General features: G+C 51.7%; 14 protein-coding genes and 1 pseudogene. 7 read left to right on the forward strand and 8 right to left on the reverse strand.

Annotation, left to right across the window (positions count from 1 at the left end; all coding sequences use genetic code 11):
• Positions 1–7: 7 nt before the first annotated feature.
• A complete protein-coding gene (gene pntB, locus ABRZ26_RS01270) occupies positions 8–1,396 on the forward strand; it encodes a Re/Si-specific NAD(P)(+) transhydrogenase subunit beta (RefSeq protein WP_319602446.1) in 1,389 nt (462 codons plus the stop codon).
• Between the two features lie 75 nt (positions 1,397–1,471).
• On the opposite strand, the gene uspE is transcribed toward pntB, so the two are convergent.
• From uspE to ABRZ26_RS01305, 7 genes are all read right to left on the reverse strand, one after another.
• Positions 1,472–2,431, reverse strand: coding sequence for a universal stress protein UspE (gene uspE, locus ABRZ26_RS01275; RefSeq protein WP_319602447.1), 960 nt, complete (start codon positions 2,429–2,431; stop codon positions 1,472–1,474).
• 139 nt (positions 2,432–2,570) lie between these two features.
• Positions 2,571–3,323, reverse strand: coding sequence for a fumarate/nitrate reduction transcriptional regulator Fnr (fnr, locus tag ABRZ26_RS01280; protein ID WP_239782550.1), 753 nt, complete (start codon positions 3,321–3,323; stop codon positions 2,571–2,573).
• Positions 3,324–3,495: 172 nt separating this feature from the next.
• Positions 3,496–4,029 (reverse strand): methylated-DNA--[protein]-cysteine S-methyltransferase, encoded by a 534-nt coding sequence (gene ogt, locus ABRZ26_RS01285; RefSeq protein WP_319602448.1) that lies wholly within the window; start codon positions 4,027–4,029, stop codon positions 3,496–3,498.
• 146 nt (positions 4,030–4,175) lie between these two features.
• The gene (gene sodC, locus ABRZ26_RS01290; protein WP_319602449.1) at positions 4,176–4,700 is read right to left on the reverse strand and encodes a superoxide dismutase [Cu-Zn] SodC; all 525 of its coding nucleotides are present in this window, start codon (positions 4,698–4,700) and stop codon (positions 4,176–4,178) included.
• Positions 4,701–4,921: 221 nt separating this feature from the next.
• Positions 4,922–7,390: a putative virulence factor gene (locus ABRZ26_RS01295; protein WP_319602450.1), complete on the reverse strand. Its 2,469-nt coding sequence runs from the start codon at positions 7,388–7,390 to the stop codon at positions 4,922–4,924.
• Positions 7,387–10,377: a virulence factor SrfB gene (locus ABRZ26_RS01300; RefSeq protein ID WP_319602451.1), complete on the reverse strand. Its 2,991-nt coding sequence runs from the start codon at positions 10,375–10,377 to the stop codon at positions 7,387–7,389. The genes ABRZ26_RS01295 and ABRZ26_RS01300 overlap by 4 nt, the downstream gene beginning before the upstream one ends.
• Positions 10,377–11,783 carry an SrfA family protein gene (locus tag ABRZ26_RS01305; RefSeq protein WP_319602452.1) on the reverse strand — a complete coding sequence of 469 codons (1,407 nt, stop codon included), beginning with the start codon at positions 11,781–11,783 and terminating at the stop codon, positions 10,377–10,379. Before ABRZ26_RS01305 ends, ABRZ26_RS01300 begins: the two co-directional genes overlap by 1 nt.
• A 307-nt stretch (positions 11,784–12,090) precedes the next feature.
• On the opposite strand from ABRZ26_RS01305, the gene ABRZ26_RS01310 reads away from it, so the two are divergent.
• A complete protein-coding gene (locus tag ABRZ26_RS01310) occupies positions 12,091–12,375 on the forward strand; it encodes a YciI family protein (protein ID WP_319602453.1) in 285 nt (94 codons plus the stop codon).
• A 94-nt stretch (positions 12,376–12,469) separates the two neighbouring features.
• Here the strand turns inward: ABRZ26_RS01310 and ABRZ26_RS01315 are convergent, their stop codons facing one another.
• Entirely contained in the window at positions 12,470–12,736 is a 267-nt protein-coding gene (locus ABRZ26_RS01315; RefSeq protein WP_319602454.1) for a YjbD family protein, read from the reverse strand.
• A 238-nt stretch (positions 12,737–12,974) separates the two neighbouring features.
• On the opposite strand from ABRZ26_RS01315, the gene ABRZ26_RS01320 reads away from it, so the two are divergent.
• The 5 genes and pseudogenes from ABRZ26_RS01320 (at position 12,975) to ABRZ26_RS01340 (ending at position 17,112) form a co-directional block, all read left to right on the forward strand.
• On the forward strand, positions 12,975–14,087 hold the full coding sequence (locus tag ABRZ26_RS01320) for a 5-methyltetrahydropteroyltriglutamate--homocysteine S-methyltransferase (protein WP_319602455.1): 1,113 nt from the start codon (positions 12,975–12,977) through the stop codon (positions 14,085–14,087).
• Between the two features lie 133 nt (positions 14,088–14,220).
• Positions 14,221–15,231: pseudogene (locus tag ABRZ26_RS01325) on the forward strand (oligosaccharide MFS transporter); the annotation flags it as partial.
• A gap of 233 nt (positions 15,232–15,464) precedes the next feature.
• Positions 15,465–15,713, forward strand: coding sequence for a hypothetical protein (locus ABRZ26_RS01330; protein ID WP_319602456.1), 249 nt, complete (start codon positions 15,465–15,467; stop codon positions 15,711–15,713).
• A 131-nt stretch (positions 15,714–15,844) separates the two neighbouring features.
• Positions 15,845–16,021 carry a hypothetical protein gene (locus ABRZ26_RS01335; protein ID WP_319602457.1) on the forward strand — a complete coding sequence of 59 codons (177 nt, stop codon included), beginning with the start codon at positions 15,845–15,847 and terminating at the stop codon, positions 16,019–16,021.
• Between the two features lie 782 nt (positions 16,022–16,803).
• Entirely contained in the window at positions 16,804–17,112 is a 309-nt protein-coding gene (locus ABRZ26_RS01340) for a hypothetical protein (RefSeq protein ID WP_319602458.1), read from the forward strand.

Here is a 17,112-nt window from a genome sequence, read left to right on the forward strand (position 1 = left end):
GTAACACATGTCTGGTGGATTAGTTACAGCTGCATACATTGTTGCCGCGATTTTATTTATCTTTAGCCTGGCCGGTTTGTCCAAACACGAAACTTCCCGTCAGGGGAATATTTTCGGCGTGGTCGGGATGGCGATTGCATTAATCGCCACTATCCTGGGGCCGGATACCGGCAACGTCGCCTGGATTATCGTCGCCATGGTGATCGGCGGCGCAATCGGCGTTTATCTGGCGCGCAAAGTTGAAATGACCGAAATGCCGGAGCTGGTCGCCATTCTTCACAGCTTCGTGGGTCTGGCCGCCGTACTGGTCGGGTTTAACAGCTTTCTCGACCACGGCGAGATCACCGACCCGGTACTGGTGAATATCCATTTGACGGAAGTCTTTCTGGGGATCTTTATCGGTGCGGTAACCTTTACCGGTTCGGTTGTCGCTTTCGGCAAGTTGCGCGGCATCATTTCGTCCAAACCGCTGACGCTGCCTCATCGCCACAAAATGAACCTGGCGGCGCTGGTGGTCTCTTTCCTGCTGCTGCTGGTGTTTGTTAATTCCGACAGTGTGGCGTTGCAGTCCGTCGCGTTACTGTTTATGACGGCGATTGCGCTGGTATTCGGCTGGCATTTGGTGGCTTCCATCGGCGGCGCCGATATGCCGGTTGTCGTTTCCATGCTGAACTCCTATTCCGGTTGGGCGGCGGCGGCGGCGGGCTTCATGTTAAGCAACGACCTGCTGATCGTAACCGGTGCTTTGGTGGGTTCCTCCGGGGCCATTCTGTCTTACATCATGTGTAAGGCGATGAACCGCTCCTTCATCAGCGTGATTGCCGGCGGTTTTGGTACCGACGGTTCGTCCACCGGTGAAAGCGAAGAGATGGGCGAATACCGCGAGGCTTCAGCGGAAGAAGTCGCTGAATTACTCAAAAACTCAAGTTCGGTGATCATCACGCCCGGATACGGCATGGCGGTCGCGCAGGCGCAGTATCCGGTACACGATATTACCGCCAAACTGCGCGCTCGCGGGATCAAGGTTCGCTTTGGCATTCACCCGGTTGCCGGTCGTTTGCCGGGCCATATGAACGTTTTGTTGGCCGAAGCGAAAGTGCCTTATGACATCGTATTGGAAATGGACGAAATCAATGACGATTTCGCCGATACCGATACCGTATTGGTCATCGGCGCCAATGACACCGTGAACCCGGCTGCTCAGGAAGATCCGCACAGCCCGATTGCCGGAATGCCGGTGCTTGAAGTGTGGAAGGCGCAGAATGTTATCGTGTTTAAGCGCTCGATGAACACTGGCTATGCCGGCGTGCAGAATCCGTTATTCTTCAAGGAAAACACGCAGATGCTGTTTGGCGACGCCAAAGACAGCGTGGAGGCGATTCTGAAAGCGCTGTAATTCTTTGCGCTAGGCAGACTAAAAGGGGCGATCATCATCGCCCCTTTCTTTATTCCAGGCATTCAGAACGCCATACTAATTTTTATCCTCGTCGTTTTCCCCTTCCTGCGTGATCGGGCTGACGAAATCATCAGGTTTGATCGCCAGCAAATCGCATTTCAGATGGTCAATAACGTGCTCGACGGTATTACCGATAAATGCCGCGGAGAGTCCGGTTCGGCCCAGCGATCCCAGGACCACGACGCCGGCTTGCAGGTGCTCCGCCAAATCAGGGATCACCTCTTCAGGCAATCCTTTCTCCACATGTGTTACCCGTTCATCCAAATTGAATTTCTGACGCAACGCCTTCATCGCAATCAGGTGTTGACCGCGGATGGCATCGTTGTAAACGCTAGGGTCGAAATCGGGCAGTTCAATGGCGATATTGATCGGCGTGACCGGGTAGGCGCCGACAAGGTGAACCTCCGTCTGATTAACCTGTTTCGCCAGCTCCAGCGTTTCTGATACCAGCTTAATGTTCAGAGGATCGTGATAGGGATCTTCGCTGGAGAGGTTAACGGCGACCAACGCCCGGCTTTCTTCCGGCCAGGGCTGATCCTTCACCATCCAGACGGGACATGGACATTTACGCAATAGCTGCCAGTCGGTAGGGGTGAAAATAACGGCTTCCAGCCGATCGTGCTGATGCGCCATTTTCAGCAACAGGTCATGTTGCCCGGCAATCACCTCCTGAATAATGGCTTCAAATGGCTTATTGTGCCAGACCACTTTGATTTCTATCGGAACGCCGGCATCAAGATAATATTTGCATTGTTCCCTAATCCACTCGGTGCGCTGTAAAACCACGCCCTGACGCATTTCCGTCCGTTCGTCAGGGGACAGAAGGGTGGTCATTTCATAAGAGAAATCATAAATCGGCAGGAATGCCTTGATGCGCCCGCCAAGTCGCTGAACCAAATAAACCGCCCGCCGAAGCGCCGGTTGGTCATCCTGATTCGGGTCAATAGCTACAAGCAAGTTCTGATACTTTGCCATAGGTCCTCCAAACAGCTGTTAGTCCACAGTCTGTAAATCAAGAGTACCCCAAGGACATCGTTTTGAACAATATCGTTTTGAAAAACAGCGGTGAAAGGCCGGAACGATGTAATAAGCGATTCACCGCTCCGGCGGCAGGTCAGGCTCTGTTAGGCGAAGAGCCGGCGAGTTCGGAAAGCGCGCTAAGATTTTCAATGGTGATGTATTTACCTTTTACGGCAAGGATCTCACTTTTCTGAAAACGGCCCAGTAAACGGCTGATGGTTTCTACCGTCAGTCCCAGATAATTACCGATATCGCCACGCGTCATGGTCAGGCGAAACTCGCGCGGAGAGAAACCGCGTTCGGCGAACCGACGAGACAGGTTATAAATAAAAGCCGCCAAACGTTCTTCGGCATTCTTCTTCGACAGCAGCAGGATCATATCCTGGTCGCCGCGGATCTCGCCGCTCATCAAGCGCATCATTTGCTGGCGCAGGTTAGGCATTTTCCCGGAAAGATCGTCCAGCGTCTCAAAGGGAATTTCGCAGACCATTGAGGTTTCCAGCGCCTGGGCAAAGCTGGGATGCTGCGCGTTGCCGATGGCATCAAAGCCGACCAGGTCGCCCGCCAGATGAAAACCGGTGATCTGCTCATCGCCCTGTTCGGTGATGGTATAGCTCTTGATGGTGCCCGAACGGATAGCATAGAGAGATTTTAACTCATCGCCGGCTTTGAAGAGCGCTTGTCCTTTCTGGATAGGCTTTTTCCTTTCAATGATATTATCGAGCTGATCGAGCTCGTGTTCATTCAAAGTAAATGGAATGCATAGTTGACTGATGCTGCAATCCTGACAGTGGATCGCACAACCGCCAGACTGGATGCGGCGGATAATTCGCTTTTCCGGGATCATAGACTTTGCTCAGGCGATAATTGATATTGGTCAATTTTAACAGCTTTTATCGCCGGTGATAAGTCCGATAACCTTTCCAATGGCTCAATAAGGCGCGAACTAAGGTGTAATTTAACTTTATGCCTGATAAAAATACATTTTCGCGCGCGGATTTTTGGCGTAACGATATCATTTATAGCGCGAATATATTCTGTTGCGGGAAATAGCCTTCATGCGTGAGCAACCACTGTTTACGATGAACGCCGCCGGCATAGCCGGTTAATGCCCCCTGCGCGCCGATAACGCGATGACAGGGAACCACAACGCCGATCGGATTGGCGCCATTCGCCATCCCCACGGCGCGGGAAGCCGTCGGTCGCCCCAGTCGCGCAGCCAGTTCGCCATAACTTATTGTTTCCCCGCAAGGGATTTGCCGTAACGCGCGCCAGACCTGTTGCTGAAATTCCGTGCCGACCGAGACAACGGGGATGGTATTAATGACATTTAAATCGCCGGCGAAATAACGTTGCAGCTTATCGGTTAATCCACCGGGATTATTCTCAGGCAGTAACGAGAAGGGATCATTCTTATAACATCGATTCAGCGAACGATATAATTTTTCTTCATATTCACGCCATTCAACCGCCCGCAGGCAATTATTTTCATCGGCAACCAGCATTAATTCCCCGATAGGGGTTGGCATCGTATCCAGAAAAAAAACCTGCACAATCATTCCTTACCGATTTAATCAGACGCGCATGCCGGCAGCGCTGAATGCCTTATGTGAACGCGCTATTCGGCCAATGCCGGAGCGGATGTCGTTGCCATACCGCCACGACATCCGCCCATCATAACGCGAGATGCGATAACGGGTTACTCAATCACGCCGCAGGCCAGACGTGCGCCGCCGCCGCCGAGTTTTTCCGGGCTGTCGGCGTAGTTATCGCCGCCGGCATGGATCATCAGCGCGTGGTTTTTCACCTCGGACAGCGATTTTATCCGCGGCGCCAGCACCGGATAGGAGGCGGAGCCATCGGCGTTAACCACCAGTCCGGGTAAATCCCCCAAATGACCCTGGTCGGTATATGGTCCCAGATGCTTGCCGGTTTTTTCCGGATCGAGGTGTCCGCCAGCCGCCAACGCAGGCACGGATTTGCCGTCCTGCTCCCCGGCGGCGCAACTCGATTTTTCATGAACATGGAAACCATGGATGCCCGGCGTCAGCCCGGTTAGCTTCGGCGTGAAGAGTAGGCCATAAGGGGTTTCCGTTATCGAGACCTCTCCCAATGCCTTGCCGTTGCCGTCCGGCAGCGCTTCGTTCAAGGTTACCGTAGTGCCGGCGGCGAATGTGGAACAGGAAAAGAACACGCCTGTCAGGATAAGTGCCTTCAGTTTCATTGTCTTTTGCCTCTGTTGTTATTAAATCGATTACGATTGAACCGGTTGATTGTCCCACGGCGCAATATCGCGCTACCGGAATAATCATCTTGGTATGAAATAATAGTTGAGCCGGGAAAGGCGTCAACTCAGGGAGGCGACCATGGGGATAAACGCGGCAAATTAGCATCATCGGCCAACGAACAACGGATTGCCCCCGGAAACGCCGGGGGCAGGCAGGGTTACTTCTCGACGGGTTTGATCAGCGTTAATATCTCGCCCAATTGTTGATGCTGTTCCGCACTGACTTCACGTCCGGCGGAATACCCGGTGTTTTGTATAATCATTTCATTCAGGCCGACCAGCCAGTCATAGATATAAAAAGCCGTATTGTTGGTCGGCGTTAGCGAAAGCTTGGTCAGGCGCTGTGACGCGCCCCAGTTCAGCGCCTGTTTTTCCGGCTTGGCGAAGATTTTATGACCGCGATTAATCCGGCTGGCGGGGCGCAGTGATTCATCCATTTGCTGGAACCCCAGCCAGGCGACAAAATCGCCCAGCACCGTCAGCACGCGTGACACCTGCCGATCCGCCTTATTTTCGCGGTGAATGCCCAGTTGATCCGAATCCACCAGCATCCCGATCAGCGCGTCTTCGATATTCATGCGAATGCTGGCTGTGATCAATTCTTCCACCAGCATTTCAATCGTCGCCTTCGTCACGCCCAACAGTTCGACCAGCGGACCGTTTTCCGGCAAACCGCGTAAATGATTTATCCAATAGCGATAAACGTTGTGCGCATATTCGGCTTCGTAACCATGATCAATTTCATGAATCGCAGATACGGGTTGATCGACCTCGACGGGTTCATCGGCAAACAGATCGATTTCGATCCCGACGCTAAAAGGATCGCCGCCGGTTAAAGGCGCGCTGAGCTCTTCCACATTCTGATGAGGATTGCCGTAGGGTTGAGCCTGCTGTAGCAGATAAAGCCGACGCAGCTCATCGCGCGAGGGCAACAGCCGTTCCAGCAACTCGCCGTGTACGCCGGTGCGGGTTTGCAATGATTTAAGCAACGTTTCGGCTATCTGCTGTTTCCTGGCCGGATCGTCGGCGCCCGGCGGCTGATACCAATTCCCCAACAGATTATCGCCCAGTTCGCGTTGTATTTCGCCGAGTTGCTCGCTGATGCGGCCGAGCTTCACCTCGCGGTGAACTTCCGCGCCCAGCCAGGCCGCCATACGGCTGACGCCCCGTTTATCCATCGCCAGCATGGTACCCCAGGCATCGCCGGGATTGCCGACATAACGCTGCACGGCCGCGTCATGGTTCTGTCCATGAGTAATGCGGCGATCAAACTTGGTCACCGCCCAGATGAGGCCCGGTTTACGACGACTCCGAATCTGGGCGTTTTCGCCCTGAGTCTGTTTCACCCAGTGATCCAGCGCCTTGCCCACGACTTTGACATCGGAACGTCTGCCCGCGGCGGTGCATACCATCAGCAGATTCATTTCATGATTATCGGTATAGCGTTCAAGCAAATAGGCCCGTTTGGCGCGCAGCAACGTGGACGCCAGCGGATGCGCATCGGGGCTGCCTTGTTCTGCCGTTTGAGGCTCGTCGGCCATTTCCGGCGTATCGCCGAAACCCGGGAAATCCAGAATATCGACCTGCTCAAACAAGGGCTCGCGCGGGGGAGCATGCAACGGGATCAGCAATTCAGCGGTCAGCATGGCCAACTCGGCCTGCGACAGTTCGACCGCCTTTCCCGCCCGGCCATTCAAGATGGGACGAACTAACACGCCGGGATCGTTAGACGAATTCAGTCGCGCCAATGCCGTGCCGTGAATGATGCCGTCAACCGGACGCAGCGCTTCATCGGCCAATATCCGCAGCGGGACCAGTACCTTATGGACGCCGGAAAGGTGTTGCAATGTATGGGAAAAGTGGCGATAGGCCGCCGTCAGCGCATTGTCGCTTCCCCAAAGCACCGAGAACAGCTGGGCGCGATCGTCAACGCTCAGATAGGGCGCCAGTTCTATCGCCAGCGGCCAGAAGCGCGTTTCCAGTTGCTTTTGTCGTTTGGCGTCATGACGAGCCAGATAGTCCCACAACGCGACAACCTCATCCGCGTTCATGCCCTCGACCGGTTCCGGCTGACGGTGCATCAACAAGGTTCTCAGATGTTCGTCGATGAATTGCTCGTCTAATTCTTCAAACGCTTCATCCTGATTAACATCGTGCAGAAAAGCATTGGCGATAATCTTGCCAATATCGACCTCGCTGAGCAGCAGCAGTTGAACGGGAAAGGTTTTGTTTTTTACGCCCGTCTGACGGCTAAAGCGGGTGACCAGCGCGGCAGACCGGTTGGTTGGATTGATGTGGGTAAGAAAATCAAGCTGTTGTCCTTCAAAAAACGTCTCCAGCTTGCCATTCTCTCCGGCGGCCAATGAAGAGATCAGATAAGATTTCCCGGCTTGCGACAGGCCGAAAAAACCAATGGCGATATCTTTCAGCGCCACATCCGACAAGTGCTTTGCCTTGTCGCGGTTACGGCGCAGTTTAACGATTAGCCGATCGGCTTCAATATCCAGCCGCGGCGCATTTTGTCGGGTAGTTTCGATCCAATCGATCGCCCGCTCAACGCCTTGGGCTACGGCCTGTAGCTGGCTATTGAGTCGGCTTGACAGTTGTTTGGGCGTTAATGGTTTCATTTTCTAAATACACTCCCACTATCGATCCAATAATGGGTTGCTCCTGAACCGTTGTCGGCTAATGTGTTCAATTTGAGGCGCAAATGTTGGGGCGGCACGCGGCTACCGTCATCCAGAACCGCATCGGCAATCTCAAAGCGTTCCGGGCTGTTCTGGTCATCGCCCCCGGTCACCGACAGCCTGACGCGCAGGATACTGTCGCCGACCACTTTTCTTGCCAGCTCCTGATCGATAATCGACAAGGTATATAAAGGCGACGCCGGCCAGCGTTCGTTATCCAACTGGCGGAATCCCAGACAGAGCGATCCACGAATCTGGAAGCTGGCGTCCGGGTCAAGCGCGAAGGCCGGATCATCCAGATCGATATCGCTGTAGTAGACGTTATCGGCGGCCAGCGCGTTATTGCCGTCCATCATGCCGAGATAACGAATAGTCGAATAGGGCTGGAAGTCGCCGACTTTGAAATAGAAGCCCGGCAGACGCAGGTCGAGCGCCAGCAGGCAGAGCATGGCGCCCACCGCCGCGGTGGATTTCGGATTATCGATACGGCCCCGTTTATTAAACGGATACCAGTCATTGGTGTGATACCCATCCAGCGACAGCATGCGGTTAATCGGCAACGGTTGTAAATGGCGGAACAGCGCCTGGATCCCAGGGAAACGGGAAGGGCGTCCGGTTAACAACAGTACATCGCAGGAGTAGAGCGAAACGACCTCAGACATCAAACGCAGATTTTGGGTGATATTCATCCGGTTGGATAAAAACTCCGCATGCAGTTTGCTCAACTTGAGGATAAGCGGCACCTGGAGAATATCAAACGACGTGTTATCCACCGGCAGTTCGCGCTGAACCTCGGTGTTGATGTACTCCAGCACTTTTGCCGTCGGATGCTGCGCCAGCAATTCGCCAAAGGTTGATTCTATTTCGGCGCTGATATCCAGCGGGTCGAATCCTTCGTAGGCTTCCAGAATCGCGCGGCCGATAGGGATGAAAACCTGCAACGTGACTTGCTGACGTAACGTCAGCTGTCCGTCGATGCGTCCTTCGTTGCCGAACAGCTTGGTCATCAACTCATCGGGATTAGCCAGACCGGCCGTTTTCAACTCGGCCTGCAATGCCGGTAAAACATACAGCTGGATGACATCCAGCAGAATATCGTCGCCCGCGACCTTAAACCCTTCGCGGAACAACAGACGTGGAATGATTTTGACATTATTGCCGATGCCGTCATCCAGCAGGTATTGGGTGATCGCCAGGTCCGTCGTGCCGCCGCCGATATCAATCGACGCGATGCGTAAGGTTTTTCCGGCGGGCTCATCCTCCGACAGCTCTTTATCCGGACGCGCCATGCTGGCGAAAAAGTCTTCGGCGCGACCGCCAAAATTGACCTGCGCTTCGTTATACAGATAGACCATTTGTCCGCAGGTGGCCTCGTCCCACTCGATTTGCACCTCCGGCACCGGCACCCGGCTGCGCAGCTTATCCTCCGGCGTGGTGAAATCGTCATCTAACGGATGCCAGCCCATTGATTTCCATACCAGACCGATGGCCTCATTCATCCGACGGCGAAATATTTCACGCTCCGGCTTCGGCATTGCCGAGGGCAGGGTAAGGATAATATTGCGAAGCTGACGAGGCGCCGCGGAGTGAATCATCTTCAGTCGCTGGGCGGCGCTGTTCATTTGCATCAGCGCCTGGAGCAACAGTTCAGACAACATAAATGTCATGACCGAACTGCGGCTATAGTGCGGCGAGAAAACCGGCAAGCGCTCTTCAAGCGGCTGATCGTACAGCGGCTGGCCTTCATCATTCAGCAAAATAGTCAGCGGCATCGCCGTCGCCAGCGGCTCGTTCATCGCAGTCGTTTCCGACGATTGACTGAAACGCCACCCCGGCGCGTAGCTCTCTTCATCCCACAGATAGCGGCGCGGGCTGGAAATGCCGGTGGAACCTTCAGAACCTTCACGCAGCAACGCCATTCGGCTGGCTTCGCGGCCTACGCGCGTCATCGACGGCCAGATAAACGCATCATCGCGGCCGCTTTCCACGGAGAAATTTTGCTTGCCGAATCTGGCCTGTGCAAATTCAACCCGGCTTTCAAACAGCTCGTTATACAGATAATGCGGCTGACTCAGATCACGCAGTTGCAGTTCGTATGTCTGTTTCAAACCATTGCTTTCATCCGCATGATCTTCAACTAAAATGCCGCAGGTATGCGAGTTGCCGACATCCAGAATCAGGTCAACGCTGACGGCCGACTCCTGAAGCGTGCCGGTATTGATGCGGATTTCGGGGATTGATAGCTGATTGCCCAGCATATCCAGCAGGTTCATATAATGCGCCTGATACTCAAACCCGCGGATGGCGGCTTTGATCTCCCCGATAGTGCGACTTTCCCGTTCCGCCGCCTGCTGGGTAAAGACCTCTCTCAGCCAGCCATCCACCCAGGTCTGATCAAGAAATTCGCCCAACTCATCACTGTGATAGGCCAGCGCAAAGCTGCCGCCGGTTTTGATGTCATTGGCGTTCGGCGCCAATGATTCGTACGCGTGTCCCTCGGGATAAACCTTGGTGTCGAAGGCCAAACAGATCCGATGGGTATTGCCGTCCTGATCCGGGGCGTCCAGCGCCAATAGCTGCATCCGCGCCCAGTTATCCGGCCCTCCCATAAAGGTTCGCGGCGGGTTAAATCGGAAAAAGGGCAGCGGCAACCAGATTTTTTCCAGCAACTTCAGCGACTGCTCCAGCGGAATGCTCAGTTCCGGCCTGACCACTTCAGGCGCCGCGCCCGTCGGCGACGGAAGCAAATATTTATCCGTCTGGGGGTTATAGACCAAACGCAACAGCGGTCCATTGGCGCTTTTGCGCACATACTTATTAGGAGAGTCGGTAGATAATTCCGGTTTCAAGGCAAAATCCAGAAATTGAATGCCGCTGTCCTGAATAAGCGTAATTCTCTGTTTGTAATCGGTGATCGTCGCCAGCATTATCGTTTACTCTCGCGCTTTATCGTCATGGGGAAGACCGCATCAGCGTTATAGCGACCGGTACACTCAGCGATGTCCGCCGTACCCTGTTTACACACGATAGCAGGCATCTGATACCGCGTATTATCGCTGCACCGCGCTCTGTATCGGCTATTGATAACCAGATTGCCGGAGCTCATCAGTCCGGCTTCAATATCCGTCCGGCAGGTTACGCCGTCGCCGTGCGTAATTCTTGCCGTTCCCTTGCCATTTCTGATCTGATATATCAGGCTCGGCGGTCGACCGGTAACCGGCGTTTTCGCATCTATCGATACCCGCCAGCTTCCGTTAAGGAAGTTGACCGATCCCATTCTTACCGCATCCGCCGGCATGACCAACTCGCCTTTACGCGCCGTAACCGGCGTTTCCTGAATCACGGCCGGCTCCACGGGCGCGGCTTCAGCCGCTTTGGGCTCATCACTCGCCGCGGGAACCGTCTCGGCCGGCTCGGCGACAGGTTCAGGCTGCGCAACGGCGGCAGCCGGCGCATCAGAATTTTTGCTTTCTACATCGGGCTTAGGCGGCTCTGCTTCAGGCTGTGCGACAGGCGCGACCTCGTTCACCGTCTGTGGTGCCGGTGTCGGCTCGGCGGGCGAAGCCGGCAACGCGCGTTTTTCAGGTTTGATAGTCGCGGCCAACGCTGGCGGCTTCGGGGTATCCTCCCGACCGGCAATCCATCCGCGGATTTGTTGAGAAAGCACGGCCAGCAGAGCCACGGCAGGAAGAACCCACCAGAAACGCAACCATGGATTGCGTCGCGCGGTAGTAACAGATTCGCGGGCAGGGCGCTGTTCCGGCTTGTCCGCCGGTTCAGGTTCTGTTGCCTGTTCGGTCAGCGGTTCTTCATAAGCGGAGAGCGGGGATGCGATCGGCTCCACCGCTTTTTCGACCTCACGTAAGCAATCAAGCGCATCGGCGCGGGATTTTTTATCCAGATTGACGAATCCCCAGAAGGTTAAAACCGGTTTGCCGTCAACCAGATAAACATGATTCGCGCCGGGGAACTGAATGGCTTTCGCCAACAGCACGCCGAAAAGTTTTTGGCCGGGTTTTTCCGCTTCTTGCGCCCGTTGACTGATGTCGGCGACGGCGGACTGATAGGTTTCCAGTAATTTCAGCGCGGCGGCACGTTCTTCTTCGCTGGCGGCGATCCAGGACGTGACCTTGCCGGCGATAGGCGCATACCAGTCAATACGGTCGCCACGCTCGTTAGGTTGGGGAATAGCCAGACAATCTGCAATCTGTTGCTGTTTTCTGAGACGTAATGTTTCCCGTAATTGAAGTGCGGAGGCATAAACTGGCTGTCCATTTTCGCCCAGAGCCAGAAAATCATCCAAACTCCCGCTACGTAAAAATAATTTTGTCACGCAAAAGAGACCTTTTGTAGTAGATACCCAGGGCAGAAAATAGTACGTAATCTGCGACAGGCTATACTTTAGTGCTAATGATGGCGAATCAAATGCTTAAAGAAGGGGCAAAACTGATAAATATTTAAGGCATAGATGATGAATCAGCGTTTTTTTCATCGCCAGATCAATGATTCTCCAGCCGTGCCGCGCGGCTATCGCTATCGATAATCAGACTCGTCGCATAAGCGAAAAGAGAACTTGGCGGGTTCCGACTGCCGCCGTAACGCGTTAGTATGAATAGGATTTTTATAGAAAAGGATAAACGATGTTCATAATCAGTCTTACTTATAATCAGCCGATTGAAACGGTGGAAGCACACCTGGAAAACCATATTGCCTGGTTGAAGAAATATTATGCGCAAGGCGTGTTTGTCGCCTCCGGCAGAAAAGTGCCGCGTACGGGCGGCGTGATTTTCGCTAAAACGATGGAACGTTCGGCGCTTGAGTCGGTGCTAGCCGAAGATCCGTTCAATGCGGTTGCCAGCTATGACATCATCGAGTTTGCGCCGTCGATGACGAGCGACGAACTGACCGGATTAAAAACCATCTGATTCGTGGTTTACTCAGGCGGTAACCTTGGTTGCCGCCTGAGTGCCACCGATTTGCTAAAGCCTCTTTCCGCTATAGGCTAGCGGCGTCTATAGGCTAGCGGCGTCCCCGGCAACTGGTGTTGGCCGACCAACTGTATGTAGCGGAAATATCCGGCTTGAATTTGTTTTTCTTCTTCTCGGCGCGAACCCGTTTAGCGGCGGCTTCCCGTTCTTTCATCAGATTATCAATGTAATCATCTTTAATATGATTGCTTTCCGAATTGGTCAGCGGACGGCCATGTTTTTTTCTTTCCTGGTCGAGCAAGGTTTTAAGTTGACGTTGTTCTTGTTCCGTCATGTCTTTCTGAGTCAGTCTTGGCATAGGAATCGACCTGATTGATGGCTGGAGATTTCATTGTAAAGGAAAACCGCGTCAGGCTCAGGAAAATCATGCAAGACTTCTAAGCCGCCGTAAATTAAGGCAAACTGACCCAGTGGTTTTGTCTGACGCTCGGGTGCGGACTGTCAGGCGCCATGATTCTCTCGCCGGCAATGGCTGCGTTATGCCCATTGCGGGTTTGGTTTAATTGATAAAATAATATTCGGAATACTATTCAGCTATGCAAAATATCGCTTTTCGAGCCGATGTCGTCGGCAGTTTTCTTCGTCCCGCGGCGCTCAAACAGGCACGCGCCGACTTTCAGGCCGGTAAAATTTCTGAGGATCAGCTTCGCCAGGTGGAAGACGAGGCGATCATCGATCTGGTCGCCAAGCAGAAAGCTGTCGGCCTGAAAGCCGTTACCGACGGCGAATTTCGCCGCAGCATGTGGCACTCGGATTTTTTCTGGGGATTCGACGGCATCGAGCGCAAGTCGTCGGACTATCGCGTGAAATTCAATGAAGTCACCACCAAATTCGATACATCGCGGATTGTCGGCAAGATTCGCTTTACCAGCCATCCCTTTATCGAGCACTTCAAATTTCTGAAGTCCGTTGCCGGTGATGATGTTATCGCTCGCCAGACCATTCCCTCTCCATCGCAGTGTTACTGGGAGTTCTTCCGTCCGGACAACTTACAGGAAACGCTGCAACAATACCCGGACCTGGCCGATTTGCAGAAAGACATCATCCAGGCCTACCGCGATGTGGTTCGTGCCTTTTACGCCGCCGGCTGCCGTCATTTACAGTTTGACGACTGCACATGGGGATTCCTGGTCGACCCGAAGAAATTCAATGAAATGAAAGGGCTGGATATCGATTTTGATACCGTCGCCCAGCTTTATCTGGATATCAACAACCAGGTTCTCGCCGACAAGCCGGCGGATATGGTGATCAACACCCACATTTGCCGCGGCAATTACTCGTCGGACTGGTGGACTTCCGGCGGCTACGAGCCGGTCGCGCCTTACGTGCTCAACAAGGAAAATGTCGACGCGTTCTATCTGGAGTACGACACCGATCGCGCCGGCGGCTTCCAGCCGTTAGAAAAAGTGGGCGAGGGCAAAACCGTCGTCTTGGGCCTGGTAACCTCAAAATCGCCGCTACTGGAAGACAAAGAGCAACTCAAGGCGCGCATCAGCGAGGCATCGAAATTCGTTCCGCTTAAGCACCTTTGTCTGAGTCCTCAATGCGGCTTTGCATCGAACGAAGAAGGCAATACTCTGACGGAAGAGGAACAATGGGCCAAGATCCGCCTGATCGTGGAAGTCGCCAACGAGGTCTGGGGCGAATAATCCCGACGCAATTGTTCCAGACAACATATTAAAGTCGTAGCAATAATGGGCGTTGGCGAATTCTTTCGACTCGGCAACGCCTGCATGAATACATTCTCTTTCAGTCTGGTAGTTATACGAAGTTAAAAAACTATTACTTTGGGTGCAAAGCGTTGTGATATTGGGCTGCGGCCCCTTTTTTATATATGTCTATGAACCCTTGTTGAAGAGCCATTTTTATCTTGGCACGTTATTGGGTGCGATATATCTGAGCATCGCTTTCTTTTCTGGCATGGGATTAATCGATTCCTATGTTGATCGCCTAAGCCGTATTTACAAATTCGAGTTCGGCATGGCGCGTATGGGAGGAAGCCTATCTGCCGCTATTGTGGCATTTATCGCAGGAAGATTTATTGCGATCGATCCACACATCAATTTCTGGTGTATATCAGCAGCTGGCTTTGCATTGATTTGTATCAATTTGGTTTATAAAGCGGATACATCTTTGAAATATGAAAAAGAGGTGGAAAAACTAACATTAAAAGAACAATTTTCTATATTTAGACAGCGTCGTTTCTGGATTTTCGTTATCTATATTTTTGGCACTTACAGTCTATACAATGTGTATGATCAACAATTATTTCCGGTTTTTTATACTCATCAGTTCGAAGATATCAATACCGGTTACAGGCTTTACGGTTACCTTGGATCCCTTCAGGTTTTTCTGGAAGCAGGCATGATGTGCGCAGCGCCATTTCTGGTCAATCGATTAGGAGCAAAATACTCACTGGTACTGGCTGCGTTTTTTTCCGCACTGCGGATCATACTTTCCGGGTATTTTACGTCGATCGTCCTTATTTCATGCATGAAGTTATTTCACGCGTTTGAGATATCTATAATCCTTGTTTCAGCGTTTAAATATATCGCTATGAACTTCGACCGTCGTCTTTCTGCGAGTGTGTTCCTGATAGGATTTCAAATAGCAGGTTCCGTTGGAGTGATAAGCTTGTCGTCGTTTATTGGCGTTATCTATGACAGATATGGTTATCAGTTCTCATTTTATATCTTAGGCGCTGTTGTTTTAGCCTTTATGTTTTTTGCCATGTTCTTTTTGAAAAATGATCCGCATCCACAAGAGAAGTCTTTGCATAAAACGACAGCTTAGGCCATTGCATTACGGCATCGTAAAGTGCTCAAGTCAGTAACTAATGCTGCTACTGAAATTTGACCGGAGCAATACATAGCAATAGGATAAAAACAAGCCACGACGCGTTCAGAAAAAGCGCACAATATTAAGGGCTGGTTTCTGATAGAGGATCGTCATTTATGTCATTAAAAAATACGGGGTATGAACAATACGACATCTTCTAGGTAATTCATTTACTTAGAGGATTATTTATGTCTGTAAAGAGCAGGGCGCGCGACCGTCTTCCCAATGGTCGCATGAAGTCTTATCGTCGCGTTGGCCGTCGTTTTGCCAGTTGCGCAAGATGGTTTGATAAATCGCCGTCCTGGTATCGCAATCTGATGATGACCCGACCAGAACGTCGTGAAGTGAAACGACGATTGACCGAAGTCCGTCATGGCCGTGATCCTGACGGGATCGCATTTCCGGTCAGCAACAAGCCGTTTGCGTATTGGTGGTGACCACGAAGTTTTTAAAGACCAGATAAAAACCGACTAACCATTTACTTCAAACGATAACGCCGGTCAGTGACAAAACATGTTTTTGTTGCTGTCCGGAATTCGGCGCGGCAGCATTCCTGCGAGGCGAGTTTATGAAGACGTTCACGACACATCACGAACTGAAAGAAGAGTTATTAAAAGATCCCGTGTTGCGGGCCGCTTATGAGGCTGAGAGCCAGAACCCGGATTTGGATTACCAAATTATCCGGCATCGCGATGACGGCACTGAGGAAGTCGTGTTTGATTCAGCGCATCGACACGACCAATGACAGCACCGGAATACCAGTTCCCGCCCAGGATTACCTGGGTTCGCATAATGTATATTATGTTAAATTAACTATGGCAGCCGATCGGCGGCGTCATATTTCACCGCTACTCCCTGTAAATCATTGTTGGAGTGATTTTTGACATCCCCTTAGGTGTATTAGCTCAGTCTGGCAGGTGCCACTCTCACAACGGATAACATAGCAGCCTTTAATGCAAAATTTTACGCTTCGCTAGGGTTCGCTCATAGCGGATTGTCAGGTTTGATTGCATTCTATCTGCGGAAACTGTCAGATTGAGTCTGAGCTAATACACCTTATGGCTTGGCATGCATCAGCATCGACACACCACATAAACCTACAGGCTCGTATGCCCTGTGAGTATGTGACATCGTAGTACTCTTTCCGGGAAGATTCACCCTGCCTGATTTTTTCTAATATCATGCGGATATCATCACCTCCAGTACAAAATTTGATTGACGCATTTCATCACGCTCAGTACCATTAATTTACTTTCACGTCCGACCTCATTATCTGGCATGCAATGCCTACAGGGATTGATTCATAGCTATGGACTTTGATACTCCAATTTATATCGGCGCTTTTTATTTATCGATTATTTGCATTGCCCCTTTAGTTGTCGCTGTTTTGCACAAGTACCATCAAAAAACCGGCAAAAGCCATACTCCCTTTTATGTTTACAGGATATGCCAATTTTATTGGGCAATAGTAATGGTGCCATTTTTATTGGTATTTTTGTTGTTTTTGATTAATACATTAGGCTTAGTATGAAAGTAAAAAAACTGATGAAGAAAACAGGTGTTTGTCCCTTTTGCAAAAGCAGTCTTGTAAAAGATAATGCTTCTGAATGTGGCTGTGGCGCGCAAGTTTTTCAAAACACTGGGAAAACTGAATTCTTTTCATGGGTTGTTTTTAGTCTTATTGCTATAGGCGCATTTTTGCTGGCTGTGCAACTTCGTATCTATCTGAGCGCGACTGCGGGAATCATGTACCTCCTGCCTATCATTTACATGATAAAAAAACACAAAGACTTAACTCGTGAATATTACAAAAAAAGGTTGTTTTGGATAAGGTGA

Origin of the sequence: Brenneria sp. L4-2C, from assembly GCF_040240335.1 — a bacterium.
GTDB lineage: Bacteria > Pseudomonadota > Gammaproteobacteria > Enterobacterales > Enterobacteriaceae > Brenneria.

What these genes read in the sequence shown, in the direction of transcription:
- pntB (WP_319602446.1), top strand. Translation starts at nt 8, where the DNA reads ATGTCTGGTGGATTAGTTACAGCTGCATACATTGTTGCCGCGATTTTA.
- uspE (WP_319602447.1), bottom strand. Translation starts at nt 2,431, where the DNA reads ATGGCAAAGTATCAGAACTTGCTTGTAGCTATTGACCCGAATCAGGAT.
- fnr (WP_239782550.1), bottom strand. Translation starts at nt 3,323, where the DNA reads ATGATCCCGGAAAAGCGAATTATCCGCCGCATCCAGTCTGGCGGTTGT.
- sodC (WP_319602449.1), bottom strand. Translation starts at nt 4,700, where the DNA reads ATGAAACTGAAGGCACTTATCCTGACAGGCGTGTTCTTTTCCTGTTCC.
- ABRZ26_RS01295 (WP_319602450.1), bottom strand. Translation starts at nt 7,390, where the DNA reads ATGAAACCATTAACGCCCAAACAACTGTCAAGCCGACTCAATAGCCAG.
- ABRZ26_RS01300 (WP_319602451.1), bottom strand. Translation starts at nt 10,377, where the DNA reads ATGCTGGCGACGATCACCGATTACAAACAGAGAATTACGCTTATTCAG.
- ABRZ26_RS01310 (WP_319602453.1), top strand. Translation starts at nt 12,091, where the DNA reads ATGTTCATAATCAGTCTTACTTATAATCAGCCGATTGAAACGGTGGAA.
- ABRZ26_RS01315 (WP_319602454.1), bottom strand. Translation starts at nt 12,736, where the DNA reads ATGCCAAGACTGACTCAGAAAGACATGACGGAACAAGAACAACGTCAA.
- ABRZ26_RS01320 (WP_319602455.1), top strand. Translation starts at nt 12,975, where the DNA reads ATGCAAAATATCGCTTTTCGAGCCGATGTCGTCGGCAGTTTTCTTCGT.
- ABRZ26_RS01330 (WP_319602456.1), top strand. Translation starts at nt 15,465, where the DNA reads ATGTCTGTAAAGAGCAGGGCGCGCGACCGTCTTCCCAATGGTCGCATG.
- ABRZ26_RS01335 (WP_319602457.1), top strand. Translation starts at nt 15,845, where the DNA reads ATGAAGACGTTCACGACACATCACGAACTGAAAGAAGAGTTATTAAAA.
- ABRZ26_RS01340 (WP_319602458.1), top strand. Translation starts at nt 16,804, where the DNA reads ATGAAAGTAAAAAAACTGATGAAGAAAACAGGTGTTTGTCCCTTTTGC.